This window comes from Negativicoccus succinicivorans (genome assembly GCF_014207605.1).
Lineage (GTDB): Bacteria > Bacillota > Negativicutes > Veillonellales > Negativicoccaceae > Negativicoccus > Negativicoccus succinicivorans.
This window is the reverse complement of sequence record NZ_JACHHI010000006.1, coordinates 1-18,417: the sequence shown is the minus strand read 5'-3', so window position 1 is coordinate 18,417 and position 18,417 is coordinate 1. Positions and strand designations below refer to the sequence as shown.

The window sequence follows — 18,417 nt, the reverse complement described above, 5'->3', positions numbered from 1 at the left end:
ACAAAAACCGTGCCGTGATACGCAGCACGGTGTATTTATTCTTCTTCGCCGCGACGCAGACGTGCGCGTAAAAGTTCGGCGACGCTTTCCGTCGGACTGTCGTCGCTGTCGTATAAAAGACCTTTCTCACTTTTCACCACAAGGCGATCATAGCGATGCTCATGGTGCACCGCCAACGCGGTTTCCACGAATTTATCGCAGGCCCAGTCGTGATACTCGGGACTCATCATGCGAGCCAGCGCCGGCGCTTTGATAAGTTGCTGCTGGTACAGTTGTTGCAGCGACTGCCAGCTTTCCAGCCGCGGCGTCGCGCGAAATTTGACAATGACATAGTAGCCGCTATCCTGCAGGAGTTTAAGCTTGGACAAAATTTCTTCCGGGTCGGTGCAATTGCTTTCGATCAGCAAGTGGCGACGTTCGGCGACGGCCTGTTGAAACGCTTTTTCCGCCATGTAATCGGCAAAATGTTGCGTGATGTAAATACTGTACAGACCGTATTTTTCCTGCAGTTCCTGGTAATGCGGATGAAAACCGAACAAGGTATCGGGATCGCCGTGGATGAGCTGGTGCTCGTGGTTGTCAATGACCGTTGAAGCCATGCGGGACTTGCCCGAGCCGGGTTGCCCGCCGATCAGGTAAGCGATCGGACGCTCCACATGTTTCGGTTTATTGCCTGCGATGATGGGCCACACACGCGTGGCGAATACAAAATCGGCCTGCGCGCGATCATAGGTGGATTCCGGCGCGGGCGGAACAAAATCAATATCCGGTTTGGCGATTTCTTCAAAAAAGATCTCCGGCAAGTAGACATCCATGATGGCCAGCGCTTCTTCCAGCATGGCTACCTGTTCTTCGACGGAAATACCATAACCGCGACGCTCTTCGATTTCCGCAATCGCGGCGACGGTGCGGCGGATCAGTTCACCCAGCCGCTCCATGTGGCGCTGCTTACGCGAACCGCTTTGCGGGTCCGCGACCAACATGTTGCGAACCGTCACAAAAATTTCCGCGTTGACTTCCAGCTGAATCCCGGGGGGGACTTGGTCGGCCGCTTTCTCGAGCTGCTGTAAGGTCTTTTGACTATACGGCATCCGGTGCATCACACTCCTGTATTGAGTCAATATAAATCCTGTATATCTGTAGTAATAGTAGCAAATAATTGCGGAAAAGTCACATAAAAAAACTCCTCTCGGTATGGAGAGGAGTGAAATATCGCATAGATTTACGCGCGGGTGCGGCTTGTGAGCGCCTTCAGGACAAGACCGGCCGCTTCGCGGTGCATCTCCTGATAGTCTTCTTGGCTGACGAAAACATTTTCATCCCGATTTACATGGCAGACCAAACAATTGGCGGCGGGAATATTATACAGAGAGGCAAGAGTATAAATGATCGCCGTTTCCATATCGCAGTTGATGATGCCGCGCGTTTTAAGATCCGCCATCAGCTTGCTTTCCGCAGGAGTTTCGGACCAGGGGACAGAGCGGCCCTGACCGAGATAGTACGTGCCTGCCGTAAAGCCGATACCGTAAAAGGCTTGCTTTTTTTGCCGACAAGCTTCCTGATACAAAGCGTGCCATAGCAGAGGATCGGCCGCGGCGGGATAATTGTCGTCGACGTACGCGTGCAAAAGAGATTTGTCACGGATCATAGCGTGATTGAATAGCAGCGCGCCGGCGGGAATATCCTCCCGCCAGCTGCCGCAACCGCCGACGCGCACAAATGCTTGCGCGCCGTTTTCGATAAGCTCCATCACGGCGATTTCCGTCGATCCCAGGCCGATACCGGTCGAGCAGACCGAAAACAATTTGTCTTCGTACGTACCGGAACAGACGACGAACTCGCGATTTCGGCAAAGTTCGGTGACATTTTGCCAATGATCGGTGACCAGCGGAATGCGACCGGGATCGCCAACGAGCAATGTCGCCTCGCCTAAAGAGCCGGGCGTAACGCCTTGCAAGTGAATGCTCATAACATTTCCTCCGCGTCAACGACGGACGGATCGCGTTTCAAAGTCAACATCACCGCGAACGAGATCAAATAGAGCACCGTGAAGTAGAGCATCGCGTATCCAATGGTATAGTATTGCAACAAATAACCGATGGCGATCGGTGAGAAACCGCCGATCGCGCGTCCGATATTAAAGATTGTATTATTGGCAGTAGCGCGAATATTGGGCGGATAAAAGCTTGAAATCAAGGTGCCGTAGCCCGCATTCATGCCGTTGGCGAAGAACCCGACTACCGCGCCGCCGAGTAAGATGGCGATACCGCTGTTGGCATAAGCGTAAAGCAGAACCGAAACGGCCGAGCACAAAAGAAAGATGCCGTACGATTTTTTGGCGCCAAGGCTGTCCATGAAACGTCCGAATAAAAGCATGCCCAGACACATGCCGACGATGGTGCTGATGGTCCAAAGCGCGGAACCGGAAATCGTCAGCCCCAACTGTTTTTGCAAAATCGAAGGCAACCAAGTCATCAAGCCGAAGTAGCCGCTGACCTGCACGGACGACATAATGATAAGCGTCACCGTAGTCCACGCGAGGCGCGGCGTTTTTACCAGCTCCGACAAAGAAACATTTAAGGATTTTCCCTGCGCTTCCGCCGCTTCTTTAGCAGCGAGCCATTGGGGAGTTTCCGGCAAGTGGTAACGAACCGCAACCGCCAGAAAAACCGGTATGATACCGAAGATGAAAAGACCGCGCCAACCGACGACAGGCAGCAGGAAGTACGCCAGCAGCGCCGCAATGATGGCGCCTACTTGGCCGCCGATCGTGACGTAGGAATTGGCCTTGCCGCGTTCGTGGCGCGGAAACGCTTCCACGAGCATCGCCATGCCCACACCGAACTCACCGCCGCCGCCTACACCGGCGAGGAAACGGCAAGCCGCTACCCACCAAATGTTGGGCGCGAAGCCGATTACCGCAGTGGCGATTGAAAACAGCAGAATCGAATAGGAAAAAATCTTAATGCGCCCGTATTTGTCGGCGAGCAAACCGAACATAATTCCGCCCAGCAGCATGCCAATATTAGTGACGGTCGAGATCATGCCGCCCTGCGCGCCGCTCAAGCCGAATGTCGCCATAATGGATGTCAAGGTGAATGACAGCATCATGATGTCGATACTTTCCAGCCCCAGGCCGAAAATAGATGACCACAAAATACGATTTCGATAACTCATACATGCCTCCTAAGCAATCATTCCACACAAAACGGCGCCGTTCTCCGACAGCGCCATTAACTATAACAGTATAACAAAATGAAGATGTTTTGTCAGTCATTTTTTCGTTTTTTGATCAGCTTGAATTGCCAGGGGAATGATTTTCCGTAAGTCGCATAATCAATGCCGCGGCGGACATTGCGTACGATCCTTTCATCGTTGGCGATTTTGCCGTGCCGCAATTGCAAATAGCCAGACAAGACGGTTTTGCCGGAAAGCGCGGTGCTTATCCCCAACGCGCGCGCCAGTTTTCCGGGACCGTCGGCCCAGTGCTCCGGTCGGATGCCGGCGCGGCGTACACGCACCAAATCGTCGCCGTAAATGATTTTACCCGCGCGCAAGAGCACGGCGGCCGGCATGCCGTCCACATCGACGACAATGTTGGCGCAGTGGTGCAAGCCGTAAACAAGATACACATACATATGACCGGCGGGACCGAACATGGGACGATTGCGATTCGTTTCGCCGCGATACGCGTGCGACGCATCGTCCGGATGGCCGCGATAGGTGCCGCCGTAGGCTTCCGTTTCCGTGAGTCGGATGCCGACCAGTCCCTCGGGACTGCGGTGCCAAAGGGTTGCGCCCAAAAGGCGACGCGCCGCCGTCACGGCATCGGTCGTAAGTTCTTCCTGTGTAAATCGCGGGCGGCGAAACCAATTAAGCGCGGACATCGACATGCATCCCGATTTCCAAATGCGGTGCCGGCGCAGCGATGACGCGTTCGCCGACCGCAAGACCTGCCAAGACGACCCAATCGTCACCGTCAACATAAGCGGTAGTGACGTGTCGGGCGTCAATCAGACCGTCCGCAGTGACAATGTATACGGTATCGTCACCGATATTGCTGCTGCGCGGTAAATGAATCAACGGTACCTTGGTCGGCAGCTTCAACGTGAGCGGATAGGGGGTGGCGGGTTGCAACACCTCGCCGGGATTGTCAAACCGGAACTTCAGTGCGGTTACGTCGCCGCCCGTTGGGGAGAGCGCGGTCATTTCACCGAAGTAGTCGTGACCGTTGACCCGTAACGTAAGCGTGGTTTCAGGCGCGGTGCGGGCTTGTTGAACGGCTTCCGTAAGGGCATTGGGAAGAGGCATTTCACCCACCAATGGCGAAAGGGAGGCGATGACCAGCGCAGGACGGTCTTGCACGGCCACGCCGTCAGCGGTAACGTACACCGCGGTGACTTTTCCGGCGACCGGCGCGGTAACGTTGGCGGCGGCAATCTGACGTTCAATCGTCGAAGTGTCCGGCGCCGCGGTAGCGGACGGAGTATACACGGACGGTTGCTTCGCCTGTTCGCGCGCGACAATTTTGGCGTACTCCGCTTGCGTAATAATGCCCTGTTGTAAAAGTTGTTGCGCCTCCGTGATCACGGGTGTGTTGACCGGCGGCGCGGCCGGCGCGGCGGAGGCTTCGCTTGTGGCGTTGCGCGCTCGCGCCAGCTGCGCCTCGTACGGACTGACATCGATCGTGAATAAGTGATCATTTACACTGACATTCGTGCCGACCGTAGGCACCGGACCGAGAATCGGCCCGGACGCGGCCGGTGAAACGGTCGCGCTGTACAACGGCGCCAAGGTCACATCGCGCGTAATCATGAGCGGTTCGGTGACGGGTTTGACGATGACTACGTCGACGCTTTTGCTGCGCGCCATGTACCACCAACTGCCCAGACCGAGTATAAGTAAAATAAGGAGGGCACCGAGTCCCCACCAAAGTTTTTTACGTGGTTGCATAATTCACCTCTGTTCTATCGTATTATAGCATTTGCCGTTGTTCCGACAATAAAAAATACCCGCCGCGGCGGGTATTTTTATAGGTCCTGCAAGAGTCGTCGAAATGCGGTATTGCGCCATAAAAGCGGCATCAGTACGCAGCCTAACACGCTGACTGCGACGAATTCGCCGGCGGCAATGTAGAGCATGGTTAAACCGACGCTTTCGCCTTCGAGCGCACCGAGGTACGCAAGCTCCGCGCCGATGAGCACCCCGTTGGAGACAACGGGCAAGAGCGAAGCGGTCCAGATGTTGGGCATGTAGCGCATACCGTAGACGGCGATCGCGGTGGCGAACGTGCCGACCACAATGTCGATCATGCCGAACGGGCTCGCAAGGTTGGCAAGCAGGCAGCCGAGAATTAACCCCGGTACGACTTTCGGTTGGTAAAACGCGAGCAGCGTCAGTACCTCCGATAAACGTACCTGCACGGGTCCGTAGCTGAACGGCGCCAGCGCGACCGTAAGGAGCGCGTACACTGCGGCCAACACCGCATTGATGACGAGCATACGAGTATTCATGTTCCATTCCTCCTTGTTTTTGTTTTTACGAAGTGGGACCAAGAAAACACTTCGCACCGATATAGTGTAGCATAGAGCGGGGCGGAGAACAAGAAATGAATAATTTTACTGATAAATCTCCGTTTTTGATGTATACTGTTTATGAATATGTTGGACAAGATATCGATACGGCTACATACCGGCAGGAGGTTACGGCATGGCAAAATTGGCGGTTATCGGCAGTTGTTCTGTAGACTTGGTCGTGGAAGCGGCCCGGCGTCCGCAAGCGGGTGAGACGCTGTTTGCAGAACATTTTTTTATGAGTTGCGGCGGTAAAGGAGCCAATCAGGCGGTAGCGGCGGCACGACTCGGAGCGGACGTGGCAATGATCGGAGCCATCGGCGAAGATGCCTACGGGGAAATGCTCTGCGAAAATTTTGTAAAAAACGGCGTAGACGCCCGCTTTTTAATGACCCTTCCCGGCGTTTCCACGGGCACAGCGCACATTACGCTGACCGAAGGAGATAACAGCATATTGGTAGTGCCGGCGGCGAACTTTCAGTTGACGGCGGCGCATATTGAACAGGCGCTGGATCAGCTGGGGGAATTGGATATGGTGCTGTTGCAAAATGAGGTACCGCAGGATGTGACCGAAGACGCGATTCGTCTTTGCGCCGAACGGAACATTCCGGTACTTTGGAATCCGGCACCGGCGCGTGAATTGGCGCCGGACGTTATGGCGATGTGCCGCTACATTACGCCGAACGACCATGAATTGGCGCTCTTGTTTGATGTGGCGGATCCGTTGGAACTGTCGGCGGAATGGCAGGAAAAATTGATTGTGACGCGCGGCAAAAACGGCGTCGATTACTATGACGGCAAACGTGTTCACCGCGTCGCCGGGGAAACGGTCACCGCCGTCGATACGACCGGCGCGGGAGATACGTTCAACGGCGCGTTTGCAGTCGCGATCAGTGAAGGGCAGGATCTTGAAACGGCGCTTCGGTTTGCCAACCACGCGGCCGCACTTTCGATTACCGCGCACGGCGCGCAGGGCGCGATGCCGTGGCGCAACGAGATGGAGGCATGACATGCAGAAACACGGAATTTTGAACAGCAAGATTGCGAAAGTACTTGCCGATCTCGGTCACACCGATCGGATCATGATTGCCGACTGCGGGTTACCGATTCCGCGCGAAGTGGAACGCATTGATCTGGCGCTGGAGTTCGGTGTGCCGTCTTTTTTGGACGTGCTGCGCATCGTCATGGATAACATGAAAGTGGAACAGTACCTGATTGCGAGCGAAATGGATTCACAAAATTTGCCGCTGTTTCAGGAGATGCAACAATTAATGGGAGATATCCCCGGTGCGTATGTAACGCATGAACGCTTGAAGGAATATTCGCACGACGTCAAAGCGATTATTCGTACGGGTGAGGCGACGCCGTATGCCAATGTGATTTTACAAAGCGGCTGTATCTTTTAGCTGCAAGGAGTGACAGTATGCAAATTGAGATGCGTGACATCTCCAAAGCATTCGGACAGAACCGAGTGCTCTTAGGAGTCAATCTGACGGTTCGACCCGGTGAGATTCATGCCTTAATGGGTGAAAACGGGGCGGGCAAGTCGACTCTGATGAATATTTTGACGGGTCTGCACAAGGCCGATAACGGCACCATTCTGGTGGACGGCGCGGAACGCGTATTTACGTCGCCGCGGGAAGCGGAAGACGCAGGAATTGCGTTTGTCCATCAGGAATTAAATATTTGGCCGAATTTGACGATTCTGGAAAATCTTTTTCTGATGCGTCCGCTTAAAAATTCATTGGGCATGCTGGACTGGGATCGCATGCGCGAATTGGCGGCAGCCAAATGTGACGAACTGAATATTTCCCTGCCGCTTGAAAAAGAGGCGCAGGACTGCTCTGTCGGTCAGCAACAGTTGACGGAGATTGTGCGCATGCTGATGCTTGACGCGCAGATCGTGATCATGGACGAACCGACCGCCGCTTTGAGTGAGCGGGAAACCGAAGTGCTGTTCCGAGTGCTAGGTCAGATGCGGACCAAAGGCGTCGGCATCATTTACATTTCGCACCGCATGGAAGAAGTCTTCGAACTTTGCGATACGGTAACCGTGATGCGCGACGGCATGGCGATTTCCACGCAACCTGTCGCGAAAACGACGATGGATCGCGTCGTATCCGATATGGTCGGCCGTTCGTTGACGGAATACTATCCGGAGCGCACGGTAACGCCGGGCAAAGTCGTTTTTGAAATTAATAATTTGAACAGCGCGGGCGTGTTCCACGACGTTTCGTTTACGATTCGCGAAGGCGAGATCTTGGGGATTGCGGGTCTGATGGGGGCTGGCCGTACCGAGATTATGCGCGCGCTTTTCGGCGTCGATAAAAAAGACAGCTGTGAAATTAAAATTCACGGGCAGGCGATGAAGATCGATAACCCGTCGGATGCCATTAAGGCGGGGATCGGTTTTATTACCGAAAACCGTAAGACGGAAGGTCTGATTTTAGATTTTTCCATCGGCGATAATATTTCGTTGCCGAGCATTGAAAAATTTGCTTCGCACCAATACGTGCGCCGCGGCGCGGAAAATGAATTTACGGAAATGCTCGCCAAGCGTCTCGGCGTTAAGGCGCAGTCGCTGACGGAACCGGTCGGAACGCTTTCGGGCGGCAACCAGCAAAAAGTCGTCATTGCGAAATGGATCGGTATGAAACCGGCGATTCTGATTATGGACGAACCGACGCGCGGTATCGATGTCGGCGCCAAGCGAGATATTTACGATTTAATGAATGAGTTGACGGCGGCCGGCGTTGCCATCATCATGGTCTCCTCGGAATTACCGGAAGTCATCGGTATGAGTGACCGCATTATGGTGATTCGCGAGGGTTCGATCGCGGGCGTGCTGGACCGCAGTGAAGCCACGCAGGAAAAAATTATTACATTAGCTACAGGGGGACAGTAATTCATGTCGACAAATGTTAAAAATCTATTGCGTAATCTCGGACCGCTTTTAGGTCTGGTACTGCTGTTCGTCATTTTGACGGCACTCAATCCGACATTTCTTAATCCGTCCAACCTGTCGAACCTGCTGCGGCAAGTCTCGGTCAACGCGCTGATTTCCTTCGGTATGACCTTCGTCATTCTGACCGGCGGCATTGATCTTTCCGTCGGTTCACTGTTGGCGCTTTCGACCGCGTTGATGGCGGGCATGATCAAGAGCGGTATGGATCCGGTTATGAGCATGGCGCTCTGCTGTCTGATCGGCATCGCGCTCGGCGCGGCCAACGGACTCATCATCACGTACGGCAAAGTCGCACCGTTTATCGCGACCCTGGCGACGATGACGATCTTCCGCGGAGCGACGCTGGTGTACAGTAACGGTCGCCCGATCAGCGGCTTGACCTCGCATCCGTTTTTTACGGCGTTCGGTGTGGGCGATGTCTTCGGTGTGCCGGTACCGGCGATCACGACGCTGCTCATGTTCGCGCTTTGCTGGTTTATTTTAAATAAAACAACGCTCGGCCGGAAAACGTATGCGGTCGGCGGCAGTGAAAAAGTATCGTATATCGCGGGTATTCATATCTCGCGTGTCAAAATTTTCGCGTACGCGATCACGGGCCTTTTAACCGCGTTGGCGGGCATCATCATTACGAGCCGCCTCAACTCTGCCCAACCTACGGCAGGGACCGGTTATGAGCTTGACGCGATCGCTGCGGTCGTTTTGGGCGGGACCAGTCTGGCCGGTGGTAAAGGCCGCATCACGGGTTCTCTGATTGGTGCGTTGATCATCGCTACGCTCACAAACGGACTTAATATTTTGAATGTTTCCAGTTTTTACCAACAAGTTGTCAAAGGCGGCGTTATTTTGTTGGCGGTTCTGATGGATCGCAAAAAATAAGAGGGGGTTATGGAATGAAATTACGCAAGTTGTTACTCGTCGTGATGTCGCTTTGCCTGGTCGTTTTGATGGCCGGTTGCGGCGGCAGCGACAAAAAGGAAGCACCGGCGGCTAAAACCGGTGAAAAAATTACGGTAGGTTTCTCCGTATCGACTTTGAACAATCCGTTCTTCGTTACGTTGAGCGACGGTGTCACCGAAAAAGCGAAAGCTTTGGGCGTGGACGTGCAGACGCTTGACGCGGGGAACGATCCGGCTAAACAGGCCAATGATGTAGCGGACTTGATCCAACACAAAGTAAACGTTTTGTTGATCAACCCGGTCGACTCCGCGGCGATCGCCAACTCGGTCGAAGCAGCCAACAAAGCCGGTATCCCGGTTCTGATGGTAGACCGTGCTTCTGATGGCGGACAAGTCGTATCCCTGATCGCTTCCGATAATGTTAAAGGCGGCGAAATGGCGGCACAATACATCATCGATAAACTCGGTAGCAATGTAGCGGTTGCCGAAATGGAAGGTATCCCGGGCGCGTCTGCGACTCGTGAACGCGGCGAAGGCTTCCACAAACTCGCCGACAGCAAATTGAATATTGTCGCTAAACAGACGGCAGAATTCGATCGGACCAAAGGTCTGACGGTAGCAGAAAACATTTTGCAAGCCAACCCTGAAATCCAGGCTATTTTCGCGCACAATGATGAAATGGCACTCGGTGCTATTGAAGCGGCGAAGAGCGCCGGTAAACAAGTATTTATCGTCGGTTTTGACGGCACGGAAGACGGTATCAAAGCCGTTAAAGACGGTTCCATGGCAGCTACGATCGCGCAGCAGCCGAAACTGATGGGCGAACAGGGGCTTGAAGCCGCCGTTAAAGCGGTTAAAAAAGAAGCGGTTGCCGATCATATCGCGGTACCGTTGAAACTCGTCACGAAATAAACGCAGTTCCATGACAACTTGGTGAGGTAGATAAAAAGGACAAGCAAATGCTTGTCCTTTTTTGTGTAAAAGTGATGACTTAGTTACCCCCCCGCGACAGCGGTGTTAAAACCGGCAGGAAACAACGGCAGCGGTTATTGGCCATCGTGTTTCTGTCTTGTCAATGAAATGTAAAAAAGACATGCATACGATGTTGCTTTACTTTTGTGACTGTACCGCGCTCGTTTTTTAGTTTATAATAAAATTATTATATGACCACTACAGAGGAGGCATCAATATGGCCGAGGCAACAAAAGCAAAAGCACTGAAAGAGTATTTTGAAGCAAATCATCCGGGTATCTTCCAGGTGGAAGAGATCGGTGATGAAATCCACACGCATGTGTTCCGTTCCCATATCCAAACGGAAGGTCAAAGCCTGCCGACGGCGCTTTTCGTCGATGACACCATCTACGTTATGATTCGTGTCCAGGTGGCGACGGGCGCGCTCAAAGAGAAAAATGAAGAACAGGTATTGACCTACCTGAACGAACAAAACCGTTCGTACAAAGTCTTCAAATATTTTCTCGATGAAGAAGGAAATATTTTCCTGGACGCCTGCGTACCGACAACGGATGATGACTTCAATCCGGAATTAATCCGTGTGATTTTGGATGTTATGGTCGGTCACCTGACGGAGAATTACTCCGGTCTGATGAAAAAAATCTGGGCGTAAAAAACCAATCAAAAAAGAACCGCGCTTGCGGTTCTTTTTTATTGCCGTGCCGGTGCGAAAAGCTCAATGCTTTTGAAATGTGCCAAAGACGATCGGTTCACCTTTATCGACCATGAGACGGCCTTTGGCCCACAGTTTTTGCAGTTCAAACCGGTCGTTGATCGTCATGAAGTCGGCATCTTTGCCGACGGCGATTTCGCCTTTATTCTTGAAGCGGAAGAGGTCGGCGACGTTTTTGGTGAGAATGGAAAGGGCCGTCGAAAAGTCGCAGCCTTCCGTTTCGACCGCATCGCGGAATTCGGTCATCAGTGAGGACTGATCGCCGATACCGACGCCAATGTTGTTGCCGTGATCATCAAAAAGCGGCACCGAACCGTAGCCGTCCGAACTCATCAGGACGTGCGACATGTCGCAACCCTCATCGATTAAGCGGCGGATTGCGTTGGACGGTTTGACGGCATGTTTGCTCCCTAATTCCGGACTGACGCAGGATGTGAGGTCGATATAGCCGCCGTCTTTAACATATTGGACCGCCTCGTTAAACAGATGTTCGTTGCGGTTGGTGTGGGTCGGCAGCATGTTGGTATAAGGAATTTCCGTTTCGTTGGCGATCTGACGCAGCGGCTCGAGTCCGCGCTCGCCGTCGCCCATGTGGAAATTGACGATGCCCGCTTTGCCCGCAAGCATGCCGCCAACGCGCACCTGCGCGACGATATCGCGGTAGAGATCGTAATTCGGTTGCGACGAACGGTGATCGGAAACGGCGATTTCGCCGGCGCCGATACATTTATCGATCAGCATGATATCGGAACGAATGCTGCCGGTGATGGTCGGTGTCGGTACTTCGTACGAACCGACATACATGTAGGCGGTGAGGCCCTCATTTTCCAACGCATACGCTTTGGCGAGTAAGTTTTCCTGCGAACGGGTCACGCCGTCGGTACCGCACAGGCCGCAAATGGTGGTCACGCCGCAGCGTGTCGCGCCGGATAACGGCATTTCCGGCGTGCGGGTATGAAAGCCGCCTTCGCCGCCGCCGCCCGTGATATGAACGTGGCCGTCGATAAAACCGGGAATCAACCGCATACCTTCGCAGTCGATTATTTCCACTTCCACGCCTTGCACATCAAGTTGGTCATCGATGGCTTCGATGACGCCGTTGGCGATTAAAATATCTTTCGTTCCGAGGTCTTCCGGCGCAAATACATGCGCATTCTTTAATAAGGTCAGCATAAAGGTATCCTTTCAGCAAAAACCGCCCCGAAGGGCGGCGTTTTAGAATAATGTCATGATCAATTCCATGGCCCAGATGGAAGCCATTGCGTTAAATACGCAGATGAAAATGATGATGGGATAATGTTTTCCCGGAACTTCCGCCGTACCCAATACGCGGCCAACGTTTTGCACCGGATTGCCCATCAGGTAGCAGGCCGGTACCATTACGGTCGCTTCGTACGGGCTGATAGCGCCGGCGGCTAAGAGGGCCGCCATGATGCCGATAGCGCCGCCCATTGAAAGCAATGACGCCATGATCACGGTGATCGCGACACCCGGCAGAAGCCAGAGCGACATGATCGGACCTGCGATCGAGCCGATCCAATCCAAAAGCCCCGTGATTTTTAACGCGTGAATCAGGATGAAAGCGAGCATGACGTTCGGCAGCATGTTGCGAATACCGATCATCAGACCGTTGTACGCGCCTTCAGTGAAGAGCTCAATGAAGCCTTTGCGTTTTACTTTGACAGTACGTACTTCACTCATGCGACGTCACCCGCCTTTCCTTCGGTGATCTGTCCTTTCGGGTCACGGCCTTCCGTGGCGCGCAGATAGAAGCGAACGATATTGCCACCGATAAATTTGAAAATCATAATGACCAGTATCGGCAAGCCGATCGGTACCAAGAGGATGGAAAACACGGCTACGCCCGAAGAGAAATAATTCGAAAGCGGCGCGGAGCCGGAAATCTGATAGCCGCAGAAAATGGAACGTTCACGGCTGGTAATCAAGCCGTCTTCATAGAGCACTTTGGTCATGCCGGCCGCCGCATCGGTCGTCTGCAAGTTCGCGATCATCGCCAGACCGCACACGCCCGGGATGCCCAAGAGCGGACGCAGTAACGGCGAAAGCATTTTTTGAGCGACCTTCAAGCCGCCGTAGCCTTCGACCACATGGATGAGAGCGATCGCGAAAATCAAAGCCGGAAGCAACGTCAGCGCAAACACAAAACCGTCGCGCGCACCGGTGCCGCCGGAACCGCGGAACGAAGCCATCTTACCGGCCGCTGTTTCCCAGGTACCGAAACTGCCGTTGAGGACCGAAAAGTCAAACACTTTCCACCAGCCGGCCGCCTCGGCAAAAAGACCGGAGAAAAACAGCAATGCTCCGAAAAATGCCACATAGCTTCCCCAGGTAATCGCGGGGCCCTCTTCTTGAGGCGTCGCCGGCCGGGGGGCAGGGTTTGTCACTACAGGATCCGTCGCAGTGGCGTCAGGACGAATCTCTTCTTGGTGAAGTTCGGTATCGCGAACTTCTTCATTTGTTTGAGCCATACTCAGCCTCCTTTTAATTTATTTAGTCCATTGTACACAAACAAAAATCCATTTGCAATATACTTTTCATTTTTTCTCAATAAGGTGTCTGTATTTTGCTAAAAATGCTATGGTATACTGCAAATAGAAATGATCAGGGAGGGAAAAACCATGACGCAACCTATCGTAATGATTACCGGAGCGAGCTCCGGCATAGGCATGGCTACCGCCGAACTCTTGGCACAGAACAACTATACATTAGTATTGCTCGCTCGACGCACCGAACCGATGGTGCAAGCGGCCGCCGCATGGGGACAAAAATACGGCACGAAAGCGCATATTTTTCCGCTGGACGTGACTAAGCGTGCTATGGTGGAACGCGTCGGTCAGCAGCTTGTGGAAGAGGGTCTTGTGCCCGACGTTTTGATCAATAACGCCGGCCTGGCGAGAGAATTGAAGCCTTATGCGGAAAATGATCTCGATGATGTCGATGAGGTGGTCAATACAAATGTGAAAGGTTTATTGTACGTGACGCGAGCGATGCTGCCCGCGATGATCGAGCGCGGCCAAGGTCATATCGTGAACCTCGGCTCGACCGCGGGGCAAGGCGCGTACGCCGGCGGCGCCGTGTACTGCGCCACAAAAGCCGCCGTCAAAATGCTCGGCGATGCGATTCGTATTGAAACGATCGCCACCGACATTAAAGTGACGACGATCATGCCCGGCATTGTCGAAACACCGTTTTCAAAAGTTCGGTTTAAAGGGGATAGCGACCGCGCGGCGGCGGTTTATGCTGGTGTGGAAGCGTTGACGCCGGGGGATATCGCTGAAATCATTGCGTTCGTCATTTCCCGACCGCGACGCGTGCAGATCAGTGATGTGACGATCTTGGCGAACCAACAGGCGACCGGATCGATGATTCACAAAAGCAAATAAAGTAATAAAAAAAACACCGCTCAAAGCGGTGTTTTTTTATTGTCAGCGTTGCCCTTTGGACCAATGCACGAGCGCATACGGTACGAGTAGCACAATGGCAATCGTCAGTGCGGGAACCGCATAGGCGGCGTACGGAATATAGGCCGTAAGATATGGACCGACGATGCCGTCGTGCAGCAGCATAACGCCTGATGTATGACCGAGGATCGCGGCCCCGAGCGGAATCAGCAGCGGGAAACGTTCCATGAAATGGGCGATCAGTTTACTGCCGCCGATAATCAGCGGGATACTGATGAGCAAACCGATGATGACGAGTAGCGGATCACCCTGCGCCGCGCCTGCGACGGCCAACACATTATCCAAACTCATGACCACGTCGGCAATGATAATCGTACGCACGGCCGAGCCGAGCGAGGCGACTTTTTTTACGCCGGTTGACGAATTTTCCTGCGGCAGCAAAAGTTTGATGGCGATCGGAATTAAAATCAACGCACCGATGACCTGCAAAAGAGGTATCGTTAGCAGCTTGACCGCGACCAGAGTCAGCGACGCCCGCACCAGGATGGCACCGGCCGCGCCGATAATGATGGCCTTATTTTGCAAACGCGCCGGCAACTGCCGCGCCGCCATCGCGATGACGACAGCGTTATCGCCGGCCAATACTAAATCTAAAACAATAATGGACGCTACGGAGAGCCAAAATTGTAACGTTAAAATTTCCAATACCAGGACCTCACTTAAAAATTATTTTTGTTCGTTATTCATCTTGTCTTCGGTAACTGTCGTATCTGTCGATGCAGATGATTTTTTGCTCAGCAGGCGCGGTAAACCGAGAATGAACAGAATGATCGCGGCGGGAACGAAGTATTCCATGAGCGGCGAAATGTTGAGCAGGTAGCGACCGACGATCGAATCGTGCACGATCATCGTACCGGCCGCGTAACCGAGCAAGGCCGCCCCCGCGGGCACCAGGATCGGATATTGATCCATCAGTCGGGCGATCAGTTGACTGCCCCAAACCACCAACGGGATGCTGACCAAAAGGCCGATTATTACGAGGATAATATTACCTTGGGCAACGCCGGCGATGGCAAGCACATTATCAATTCCCATCGCGACATCGGCCACGATAATCGTACGAATCGCGCCGCCGAGTGACGTGGCGGCGACGACCGTATCGGAATCCTTGCCCGTCTGATGCAGTAGCTTGATCGCGATCGGAATTAAAATCAGACCGCCGATCGCCTGGATCAGAGGCACGCCTAATAACCATGTGGCGATTACGGTCATCAGCGCGCGAACGATGATCGCGCCGGCCGTACCGATAAAAATCGCCCGCTTTTGTAAATGCGGCGGCAATTGGCGAGCCGCCATCGCAATCACGACCGCGTTATCACCTGCGAGCACCAAATCCAAAAGGATGATGGATCCGAGGGAAAGTAAAAATGAAGGGGATAAAAAATCCATGACACTACCTTTCAGGCTAACGTGAGACGTTTTAACATAAAGAAAGAGACTTTTATCTTGCATGCTGCAAGTAAAAGTCTCACTGCATCCTGCGGATGGTCGCGCCAGCTTTTTTATCAGCAGGGTTGTTGACGACGACGAATTAGTTACTCCCTTTTACGAAAACTATTATACCAAATATAAAAAGAGGTTATCAAGGTAAGGGCCAAAGCCCTAAAACGGGGCGTTTTCTATTCGTTTTAAAAACGGAAAATAAATTTTGTAAAGTACTATGCAAAGAGGAGAATAGGTGTTAAAATAACTGCACCAAAGAGAAAAATCGAGCAAAAATATGATTTATTCATATCTATCATTACCTATCGTTATCTATCGTTATCTATCATTATCTATCGTGATCTATCGCGCACGAATTAGCTCTATTATTGATACGATAGTCGGCAAGTCGCAACGAGTCTGCGATTGCTTCGAAGAACTTGACTCGTAACGCTCCACGGTACATTCAAAGCGAGGTGAGTACATTGGCAAAAGTAACGAAAAAAATGAATGTGTGGCAACTGACGATGTTGACCGCCGCGAATATGTTGGGTGCGGGGATCATTATGCTTCCTACCAAGCTGGCGCAGGTGGGGACTATTTCCGTTCTGTCCTGGTTGGTGACCGCGGTCGGCTCATTGCTTTTGGCACACGTTTTTGCCCAGTGCGGCATGTTCACGCGGCACAGTGGCGGCATGGGCGGTTATGCCGCGTATCGCTTCGGCTTGCCCGGTTATTTCATGACGAATTTCGCGTATTCGGTTTCCCTTATTATTGCCAATGTGGCGATTGCCGTATCGGCGGTCGGATACGGGGCCACTCTTTTCGGCTGGCAACCGCATCCCGGCCAAATTGCCGCCGCGACCATGTTGCTTTTGTGGGTGGCGGGGGTACTCAATTTCGGCGGCAGCCGCTGGACGGGGAGCATCAGTTCCGTGACGGTTTGGGGATCGCTTTTTCCCGTTCTTTTCTTAACCGTCGCCGGTTGGTTTTGGTTTGATTCCACGCTCTATATCGAGTCGTGGAATCCGTCCGAGACGCCGTTCTTTTCCGCGGTCAGTGAATCCGTCACGTTGACTCTTTGGGCGTTCCTCGGTTTTGAATCCGCGGCCGTGAATATGGACGCGATTGAAAATCCGCAGCGGGATGTACCGCGCGCCACCTTTTTCGGTACGCTTGCCGTCGCCGTTGTTTACATTGCTTCAACCAATGTGATGGCGGGCATTGTGCCGAATCTTGATTTGTTGCATTCCAATGCGCCGTTCGGTTTGACTTTCGCCGTGTTGTTTGGCGGCACCGTTGGAAAAATCGTTATGGCGATGATGGTTGTTTCCTGCATGGGTGCGCTCCTTTGCTGGCAATTTACGCTCGCGCAGGTATTTAAAAGCAGCGCGCAAAGCGGCGTGTTTCCGAAAATATTCGGCCGCCTTTCCAAACAGGGCGTGCCTGTTAACGGCACGTTGATTCTGCTGGTCCTTCAATCGCTGCTGGCATTGATGACCATGGACGAATACCTGTTTGCGCAATTTGAAAGATTGGTCAATCTCGCTGTGGTAACCAATGTCGTACCCTATCTGTACTGCTGCCTCGCCGCGCCGACACTTTTGCGGGCCGCCGGTTTGCCGATCAAACAGATCCGGTGGATGCGCGGGATCTCCGCTTTGGCGCTTGCGTATTCCATGTACGCCATATATGCGGCAGGTCTGGGAGCGATTCGCGGTGCCGTAATTGTGCTTTTTATCGGTTACCTGCTTTATCGCGGTACCGTGGCTCGTCGTCCCGAACGGGTCCAATACAGTCTGCCCGCTTGGAAATGAATGATCGGTTTCACGTATCTCGCATTGCCACACAATACTATAAATACTATAAATATAAAAACATAAAAAGCGTTGCCTTATCGAGGCGGCGCTTTTTCGTCAGGTACATATACGATAGGCGTTGCTGGCGTCATTTGCAATGAAATTTATGGTGGAAACTTTACATTACAATTGGTTTTAGAAAAGACAAAAGCATTGGCTTACGCTACATGATTTACATACACTTAAATACATATATATGAGTTTGCAAAAATCTACTCAAATATCCGTAAAATATTCTTGACAAGATATAATCGCAATGCTATGATAATCAAGCCGCAAGGAACGGCGACGAAATAGAATATAGTAAATGCTTGACAATAATGCCAAGTGTTTGGTATACTATAAAAGTCGCACGAAGCGACACGGTTCTTTGAAAACTGAACAATGCAATGAATTAACGCCAATGTGCGGGTCTGAATATACAGACCCGAGTCAATTACAAAAAGTCCTTGGCAACAAGGCAAACAAATGAGCAATCAAACTATCATGGAGAGTTTGATCCTGGCTCAGGACGAACGCTGGCGGCGTGCCTAACA

19 protein-coding genes are annotated in these 18,417 nt (G+C 52.6%); 8 read left to right on the top strand and 11 right to left on the bottom strand.

Annotated elements, in window-relative coordinates:
* Window positions 1-35 precede the first annotated feature (35 nt).
* The 6 genes from HNR45_RS06160 to HNR45_RS06135 form a co-directional block, all read right to left on the bottom strand.
* Complete coding sequence (locus HNR45_RS06160; RefSeq protein WP_159822462.1) at window positions 36-1,091, bottom strand: zeta toxin family protein; 1,056 nt, start codon at window positions 1,089-1,091, stop codon at window positions 36-38.
* A gap of 131 nt (window positions 1,092-1,222) precedes the next feature.
* Window positions 1,223-1,969, bottom strand: coding sequence for a nucleoside phosphorylase (locus HNR45_RS06155; RefSeq protein ID WP_159822460.1), 747 nt, complete (start codon window positions 1,967-1,969; stop codon window positions 1,223-1,225).
* Window positions 1,966-3,177: an MFS transporter gene (locus HNR45_RS06150; RefSeq protein ID WP_159822458.1), complete on the bottom strand. Its 1,212-nt coding sequence runs from the start codon at window positions 3,175-3,177 to the stop codon at window positions 1,966-1,968. Before HNR45_RS06150 ends, HNR45_RS06155 begins: the two co-directional genes overlap by 4 nt.
* Before the next feature lie 92 nt (window positions 3,178-3,269).
* Window positions 3,270-3,887: a DNA-3-methyladenine glycosylase gene (locus tag HNR45_RS06145; RefSeq protein ID WP_159822456.1), complete on the bottom strand. Its 618-nt coding sequence runs from the start codon at window positions 3,885-3,887 to the stop codon at window positions 3,270-3,272.
* Window positions 3,874-4,953 (bottom strand): efflux RND transporter periplasmic adaptor subunit, encoded by a 1,080-nt coding sequence (locus HNR45_RS06140; RefSeq protein ID WP_159822454.1) that lies wholly within the window; start codon window positions 4,951-4,953, stop codon window positions 3,874-3,876. The genes HNR45_RS06145 and HNR45_RS06140 overlap by 14 nt, the downstream gene beginning before the upstream one ends.
* A 77-nt stretch (window positions 4,954-5,030) precedes the next feature.
* Window positions 5,031-5,513: a QueT transporter family protein gene (locus HNR45_RS06135; protein WP_034436795.1), complete on the bottom strand. Its 483-nt coding sequence runs from the start codon at window positions 5,511-5,513 to the stop codon at window positions 5,031-5,033.
* 196 nt (window positions 5,514-5,709) lie between these two features.
* On the opposite strand from HNR45_RS06135, the gene rbsK reads away from it, so the two are divergent.
* From rbsK to HNR45_RS06105, 6 genes are all read left to right on the top strand, one after another.
* Window positions 5,710-6,582 (top strand): ribokinase, encoded by an 873-nt coding sequence (rbsK, locus tag HNR45_RS06130; protein ID WP_159822452.1) that lies wholly within the window; start codon window positions 5,710-5,712, stop codon window positions 6,580-6,582.
* Window position 6,583: 1 nt separating this feature from the next.
* A complete protein-coding gene (rbsD, locus tag HNR45_RS06125) occupies window positions 6,584-6,979 on the top strand; it encodes a D-ribose pyranase (RefSeq protein WP_159822450.1) in 396 nt (131 codons plus the stop codon).
* 17 nt (window positions 6,980-6,996) lie between these two features.
* The gene (locus HNR45_RS06120; RefSeq protein WP_159822448.1) at window positions 6,997-8,478 is read left to right on the top strand and encodes a sugar ABC transporter ATP-binding protein; all 1,482 of its coding nucleotides are present in this window, start codon (window positions 6,997-6,999) and stop codon (window positions 8,476-8,478) included.
* Window positions 8,479-8,481: 3 nt separating this feature from the next.
* Window positions 8,482-9,414 carry an ABC transporter permease subunit gene (locus HNR45_RS06115; protein ID WP_024048243.1) on the top strand — a complete coding sequence of 311 codons (933 nt, stop codon included), beginning with the start codon at window positions 8,482-8,484 and terminating at the stop codon, window positions 9,412-9,414.
* Window positions 9,415-9,428: 14 nt separating this feature from the next.
* Window positions 9,429-10,346, top strand: coding sequence for a ribose ABC transporter substrate-binding protein RbsB (rbsB, locus tag HNR45_RS06110; protein ID WP_075939085.1), 918 nt, complete (start codon window positions 9,429-9,431; stop codon window positions 10,344-10,346).
* A gap of 277 nt (window positions 10,347-10,623) precedes the next feature.
* A complete protein-coding gene (locus tag HNR45_RS06105) occupies window positions 10,624-11,058 on the top strand; it encodes a YbjN domain-containing protein (protein ID WP_024048241.1) in 435 nt (144 codons plus the stop codon).
* A 63-nt stretch (window positions 11,059-11,121) separates the two neighbouring features.
* On the opposite strand, the gene iadA is transcribed toward HNR45_RS06105, so the two are convergent.
* Genes iadA through HNR45_RS06090 form a run of 3 tightly spaced genes read right to left on the bottom strand, consistent with a single transcriptional unit; the run spans window position 11,122 to window position 13,607 of the window.
* Window positions 11,122-12,291 (bottom strand): beta-aspartyl-peptidase, encoded by a 1,170-nt coding sequence (gene iadA, locus HNR45_RS06100; protein ID WP_159822446.1) that lies wholly within the window; start codon window positions 12,289-12,291, stop codon window positions 11,122-11,124.
* 42 nt (window positions 12,292-12,333) lie between these two features.
* Complete coding sequence (locus tag HNR45_RS06095) at window positions 12,334-12,819, bottom strand: nucleoside recognition domain-containing protein (protein ID WP_034436782.1); 486 nt, start codon at window positions 12,817-12,819, stop codon at window positions 12,334-12,336.
* Window positions 12,816-13,607 (bottom strand): nucleoside recognition domain-containing protein, encoded by a 792-nt coding sequence (locus HNR45_RS06090; protein WP_159822444.1) that lies wholly within the window; start codon window positions 13,605-13,607, stop codon window positions 12,816-12,818. The genes HNR45_RS06095 and HNR45_RS06090 overlap by 4 nt, the downstream gene beginning before the upstream one ends.
* Window positions 13,608-13,757: 150 nt before the next feature.
* Here HNR45_RS06090 and HNR45_RS06085 point away from each other — a divergent pair, with 150 nt between their 5' ends.
* On the top strand, window positions 13,758-14,522 hold the full coding sequence (locus HNR45_RS06085) for an SDR family NAD(P)-dependent oxidoreductase (RefSeq protein WP_159822442.1): 765 nt from the start codon (window positions 13,758-13,760) through the stop codon (window positions 14,520-14,522).
* A 42-nt stretch (window positions 14,523-14,564) separates the two neighbouring features.
* On the opposite strand, the gene HNR45_RS06080 is transcribed toward HNR45_RS06085, so the two are convergent.
* On the bottom strand, window positions 14,565-15,245 hold the full coding sequence (locus tag HNR45_RS06080; protein ID WP_200841491.1) for a TerC family protein: 681 nt from the start codon (window positions 15,243-15,245) through the stop codon (window positions 14,565-14,567).
* Between the two features lie 21 nt (window positions 15,246-15,266).
* Window positions 15,267-15,989 carry a TerC family protein gene (locus tag HNR45_RS06075; protein ID WP_159822441.1) on the bottom strand — a complete coding sequence of 241 codons (723 nt, stop codon included), beginning with the start codon at window positions 15,987-15,989 and terminating at the stop codon, window positions 15,267-15,269.
* A gap of 518 nt (window positions 15,990-16,507) precedes the next feature.
* Here HNR45_RS06075 and potE point away from each other — a divergent pair.
* Window positions 16,508-17,839 carry a putrescine-ornithine antiporter gene (gene potE / locus HNR45_RS06070; RefSeq protein WP_371712917.1) on the top strand — a complete coding sequence of 444 codons (1,332 nt, stop codon included), beginning with the start codon at window positions 16,508-16,510 and terminating at the stop codon, window positions 17,837-17,839.
* Window positions 17,840-18,417: the final 578 nt, after the last annotated feature.